This window comes from Cupriavidus phytohabitans, from assembly GCF_017815025.1.
Taxonomy (GTDB): Bacteria; Pseudomonadota; Gammaproteobacteria; order Burkholderiales; family Burkholderiaceae; genus Cupriavidus.
This window is the reverse complement of sequence record NZ_JAGIQB010000127.1, coordinates 1-5,002: the sequence shown is the minus strand read 5'-3', so window position 1 is coordinate 5,002 and position 5,002 is coordinate 1. Positions and strand designations below refer to the sequence as shown.

General features: G+C 61.1%; 6 protein-coding genes and 1 pseudogene. 6 read left to right on the top strand and 1 reads right to left on the bottom strand.

The features are described 5' to 3' along the window. The 4 genes from J8I34_RS33250 to J8I34_RS33235 all read left to right on the top strand — a co-directional run. Positions 1-314 (top strand): hypothetical protein (locus J8I34_RS33250; protein WP_209808440.1); only part of this gene is annotated, 314 nt, incomplete at its 5' end. A 155-nt stretch (positions 315-469) separates the two neighbouring features. Beyond that, entirely contained in the window at positions 470-1,267 is a 798-nt protein-coding gene (locus tag J8I34_RS33245) for an HNH endonuclease (RefSeq protein WP_209808438.1), read from the top strand. Between the two features lie 285 nt (positions 1,268-1,552). Next, entirely contained in the window at positions 1,553-1,765 is a 213-nt protein-coding gene (locus J8I34_RS35645) for a DUF2471 family protein (RefSeq protein ID WP_371748197.1), read from the top strand. A gap of 8 nt (positions 1,766-1,773) precedes the next feature. Then, on the top strand, positions 1,774-2,028 hold the full coding sequence (locus tag J8I34_RS33235; RefSeq protein ID WP_209808437.1) for a hypothetical protein: 255 nt from the start codon (positions 1,774-1,776) through the stop codon (positions 2,026-2,028). Between the two features lie 929 nt (positions 2,029-2,957). On the opposite strand, the pseudogene J8I34_RS33230 reads toward J8I34_RS33235, so the two are convergent. After that, positions 2,958-4,091 (bottom strand): annotated as a pseudogene (locus J8I34_RS33230) (IS3 family transposase). 178 nt (positions 4,092-4,269) lie between these two features. Here J8I34_RS33230 and J8I34_RS33225 point away from each other — a divergent pair. Both J8I34_RS33225 and J8I34_RS33220 read left to right on the top strand, forming a co-directional pair. Next, positions 4,270-4,491: a DUF2188 domain-containing protein gene (locus J8I34_RS33225; protein WP_029050178.1), complete on the top strand. Its 222-nt coding sequence runs from the start codon at positions 4,270-4,272 to the stop codon at positions 4,489-4,491. A gap of 124 nt (positions 4,492-4,615) precedes the next feature. Then, on the top strand, positions 4,616-5,002 hold a 387-nt coding region (locus tag J8I34_RS33220; protein WP_305826469.1), incomplete at its 3' end, for a DNA polymerase ligase N-terminal domain-containing protein.

Genomic DNA, 5,002 nt, shown 5'->3' with positions numbered 1-5,002 from the left:
CATTCTCCAACCGCTTCCGCCCTCCATTGTCCTTCATCGAAAGGCGGCGGGGCGACATCTATCCTGACATGGAGGGGCTAGACAAGCAGAAAGCAAAGTACCCGCGGTCCTGCAATGCCCACAAACACGGTAGCAACTGGCCAATTTTCGGTCTCGCGATCAGCCAAACTAAAGAGTTCTTAGAACAGTGCAAACGACTCCGCAAAGGTTTCTTGGCAAGCGACGAGTTAGCAGATATCAAGGCACACCGCTCATCAAACACGTTGCGGGCCGAATTGGCCGCTCTGAGGCCATCTACGCGCAGTGCTGTGTAGATCTGGTAGCAAAAGCGGGCATCGGCACTGCCCCTTGGCACACCAGACATGACGGCTCACCCGCAGTGCGCCCCCGCAGCAATCCCGCATACTGCTACAACTGGGCATTTGGCGGAGATGGAGAGCCCATCGCCATTTGCCTCTGGTACGCGTCCATGGTCGTCAAGGATCGGAGCATTGCGATTGAGCAGAATAGTCTTTCCATTGCCGAGCGATTGGAAGAAGTAACGGAGGACGATGAAGAAGAGCCAGAGACTAGGCTGCGTGCTCGCAGCCAAGCCGAGCGCGCGAGAAACCTAGACGCCAAACTGCGTCTGGCATGGGACAAGAGGCTTCCTATCCGCGTCATCATCGTCGATGGTCAACGAAGACCAGCGGAGTCGTTGGGAAAGCAATCATCTACGGTTGCGCTTCGCACATTGGATAGCAATAGCTGGCGCATTGAAACATACGATAAGGAAACCGGGACGGCCACTATTCGTCGTCTAACCGGACACGAGCCCGCGGCGCCAACTATCGCCGACAAGACGGCAGCACCGGATGTATCCGCACCTGAGACGTCGAAGGCAACCACCCAGTCGGAGGCGGGTCATGGCATAGCATCCTCATCGGAACGCTATGTTGACCAATACACCGTGCATGACGAAGGCGGAACAACCAGACGCGAAGCTACTCGTAACGAATACGAAAGAAGTCGGCTTGTACGCGATTCAGTCTTGCGTCGCGCAGGCGGGGCCTGTGAGCACTGTGGACAGCGGGGCTTCCTACTCCCTTCTGGAGCACTGTTTCTAGAAACGCATCACGTCATTCCGCTAAGCGAAGATGGGCGCGATAACGAGCGGAACGTTGTTGCACTCTGTCCCAATGATCACCGAGAGGCGCACTATGGGTCGAGATCCAGTGAGTTGAGAAAGGCGATGCTGGAGCGCCTCGCTCTTGTGTATCCGGCATGACGGGTCGGCAAGAGCCAGTGCCAGGCAAGAGCACCGATAACCAGGTCGCACTTCGAGGTAGGGATGAAAGATCACGAATTGTGTGCAAGGGGCGCCTGCGGAGCAGTCCGGCTAATTCGCGCTTCTTTTCACGGCAGTCCGGCAAATTCCAGTTCTGAGACGGCCGAGCGGCGACGGCATTAGATGTTAAGTGATTGAATTGTTGGGAATCACAGTCCGGCGAATTCCGGTTCCTCACACGTCCAGGCCACGCCAGCCATTGTTGCCAAGCACTGAGCCGCTGGCATCCTGACTTGGAAGCTCATTCATCAAATAGAGACTGGGGTCATGCATGAGGTGGGCCAATCGGGAAAGCATGCGCCGAACCTGCTTCGCATGCTGAAGGCCTCGCCGTTTCTGGGCTACCCCAAGGACGACACGCCTGCCGACTTCTCGGGCAGCGAAGTGGTGCCGATCACCTTCAGCGCGATCCAGGACGCCTGGAAGCGCGTCAACTGAACGTCCACATGGCCGCAAGCACTACCATCTTTCTCGAAGCTCACTATTTCGGCGAGGACAGCGAGGCGCTGCGGTTGCCGTGCGAGGCGATCGCGGCCATGGCTGGCGGCCTCGTCGTGACCGGCTTGGAACCAAGACAGTTGCGCGCCTTGAAGTGGCGGCCCGACTTCCTGTCCTACTGGGAGGACGGCCAGTTGATTCGCCTGGCCGTAGGCCCATGGGCTGCAGTGGATGCGACCACGGTCCGCTTCATCTTGCGCTGAACCGCACGGAAATCTGAACCATGGGCAACAGCAAACTGGCGGCCCGGTGCCACCTTCCGGCAGAAACCAATGGGAGAGCCTGCCGCACTCGGAGAACGGCATCCTCGGCAGCATCCACGGGCAGTACATCGCCGCTGCGCTGGGCACGCGCTAGGCCCCGCTACGCGCGAGTCGGCAGACCACCACAAGGTGATAGTTGAGGGGGGGGGGCACGCCGGTACCGTCCGGCTGTTTATCGAAAAGAAGCGCGCGCAACATGGAAGGTATACGCACTACTTCTGGTCGGCATACCGGGCAGAAGCTGTAGGCCCTCCCCCGCAGCCGCGCGACATCCCGGACTGATGTCATGGCCAGGCGGTAGCCTCCGGCCGCCCATACTGTCCCAGTTGCACGAATGCATTGGCACGTCGGGAATCGTCTGAACAAAACGGGCACATTCCGTACAAATCGTGTCGCCCCCACTTATGCCACGATCCTCATAACTATTGCTGGGATGATGACCGTGACTACCCAAACACTCCCTCCCACGCCAGCAGCGCCGCGGTACCCAGGGGCTCCGGATTTGAGCTGCCGCATTCGCCAGCTGCCTTTGCCACCGCGCCCTCGTGCACCGGGTGCGGGGATACTTCGACGGCAGAGAAGGAGCTAGCTTGCGGAGATATGCCGGTTTCGGTCACCCACTATGACGCCGTTGATGCCTTGGGGGCGACCCCGCCTCCTACCCGGCCGCGTTTGGAACGCTGGCCGGTTGGTGTGTTTTCTGGTCACCCCCGAAGGAGGGGATGCAGGTGAGCGTTGTGCATGTGACGATTCCCAGCGACAGGTCTGCGAACTGCCTGTCGAAATTTGGAGCCCTTGGCAGGCAGGCAGAGGTGGCGCCGTTTGTTCGGACAGGGGTCCGGACTTTTTAAGTGGAAGCGCTGGGGCAGTCAGGCTGCCGATTTGATTGCTGGCAGCGAGGCGAAGTATGCCTCATCCGGGGTCTGGTCCGCCAGACTGGAATGGGGTCGTCGTTCGTTGTACCAGGTCAGGTAGTTAGCGATAGAGCGCCGCGCATGGCTGACCGAGTCGTAGGCTTTCAGGTAGACCTCCTCGTATTTGACGCTGCGCCAAAGGCGTTCAACGAACACGTTGTCGCGCCAACTGCCCTTGCCGTCCATCGACAGCAGGATGCCGCGGTTGAGCACGGCGTCGGTGAACTCCGTGGCGGTGAACTGGCTGCCCTGGTCGGTGTTGACGATCTCCGGCGTGCCGTATTTCGCAAAGGCCTCCTCCAGCGCCTCGACGGCATGACAGCTCCAACGTGATTGCCACCCGGTGGGCCAGCACCCGGCGACTGGCCCAGTCCACCACCGCTGTCAGGTACACAAAGCCCCGCGCCATCGGGATGTAAGTCGTGTCCAGCGCCCACGTCTGGTTGGCCCGGTCGATCTTCCGGTCGCGCAACAGGTACGGCCAGATCTTGTGCGCCGCATGCTTGCGGCTCGTGTTTGGCCGGCGATACAGCGCCTCGATGCCCATGCGCTTCATCAGCGTGGCCACGTGCCGGCGGCCGACCTGAATGTCTTCCCGCCGCAACAGGCGGCCCAACATGCGGGCGCCGGCGAAGGGATGCTCCAGATGCAGCTCGTCGATCCGGCGCATCAGCTTCAGAACCACTTCGCTGACCGGGCGCGGCTGGTAGTACGCGCTCGATCGGGCAATGCCGACCAGCTTGACCTGCCGGCTCACCGGCAGCGGGTGATCGCGGTCAATCATCGCTTTCCGCTCAGCAATCCCGCTTTGCCGAGCGCGCCTTGCAAAAAATCGTTCTCCAACGTCAATTGGCCGATCTTCGCATGCAGCGACTTCACGTCTACCGGCGGCTCGGCCGTTTTGGCCGCGCCCACATCGAACAGGTCAGAGGCGCGCTCCAATAGTTGCTGCTTCCAGTCCGTGATCTGGCTCGGATGCACGTCATACTGCTGCGCCAGCTCCGCCAGCGTCTTGTCGCCCTTGAGCGCGGCCAGCGCGACTTTCGCCTTGAAGGTCGCCGAGTGGGTCCGTCTGCTTCGTTTCGTCATCTTCTGGGTCCTTTATGCCCGCCATTATGGCCGGCTCAGGCCCCAGCTCTTTCCACTTAGCCGCCTGTCCGAATTTCCGCCGCCACCTCTGGCCAAGGGCTTTCTCTTGTCGGACAGCGCCTGATAGCGACGCCTAATCGCCAGGCACAGACTGGCTCCATCACTTCAGGAGACAGCCATGCCCGGACAAGACATCCACGTGGTCCCCGCTGACGACCGCTGGGCCGTTGAGACTGAGGGCGGCCACGCCCGCGAGACATTCGACACCCAGGACGAAGCGATCGCGGCGGGCAGGGAGCGAGCCCAGCAGAAGCAGGTCGAGTTGTTTATCCACGGCCGCGATGGGCAGATTCGGGAGCGCAATTCGTTCGGCAACGATCCGCGCGACATCAAGGGATAGCCCGGGCAGGAAATGGACCGCCCCCGGTAGTCTTCCCATGCTCTCCGCCGCGCCCGGTGACCACTAGGTAAAGTGGCCGTGTGACTCGCCGGTGGAGCAGGAAGATCCGGAGAGGCATCATGCGATGGCAACGACCCAAGCGAGGGCAAGGGCCAAGCGCCGCGGGACGGCGCCGTCGCCGGCGCTTGAGCGCTATGAACAGAAGCGTAACTTCAGCGTCACCCCTGAACCGGTCGCAGGGCGACAGCGTCGCAAGAAGCCGGCACGCCTGAGCTTCGTTATCCAGAAGCATTGGGCACGACGCCTGCACTACGACTTCCGGCTGGAGCTCGATGAAGTGCTGCTCAGTTGGGCGGTGCCGAAAGGCCCCAGCTACGATCCGGCGGAAAAGCGCATTGCCGTCCATGTCGAGGACCATCCGCTCGACTATGCCGGCTTCGAGGGCGACATACCGCCCAAGCAATACGGCGCCGGATCGGTGATCGTATGGGATCGCGGCACCTGGGTGCCC

What these genes read in the sequence shown, in the direction of transcription:
- J8I34_RS33235 (WP_209808437.1), top strand. Translation starts at nt 1,774, where the DNA reads ATGGCCGCAAGCACTACCATCTTTCTCGAAGCTCACTATTTCGGCGAG.
- J8I34_RS33245 (WP_209808438.1), top strand. Translation starts at nt 470, where the DNA reads ATGGTCGTCAAGGATCGGAGCATTGCGATTGAGCAGAATAGTCTTTCC.
- J8I34_RS33225 (WP_029050178.1), top strand. Translation starts at nt 4,270, where the DNA reads ATGCCCGGACAAGACATCCACGTGGTCCCCGCTGACGACCGCTGGGCC.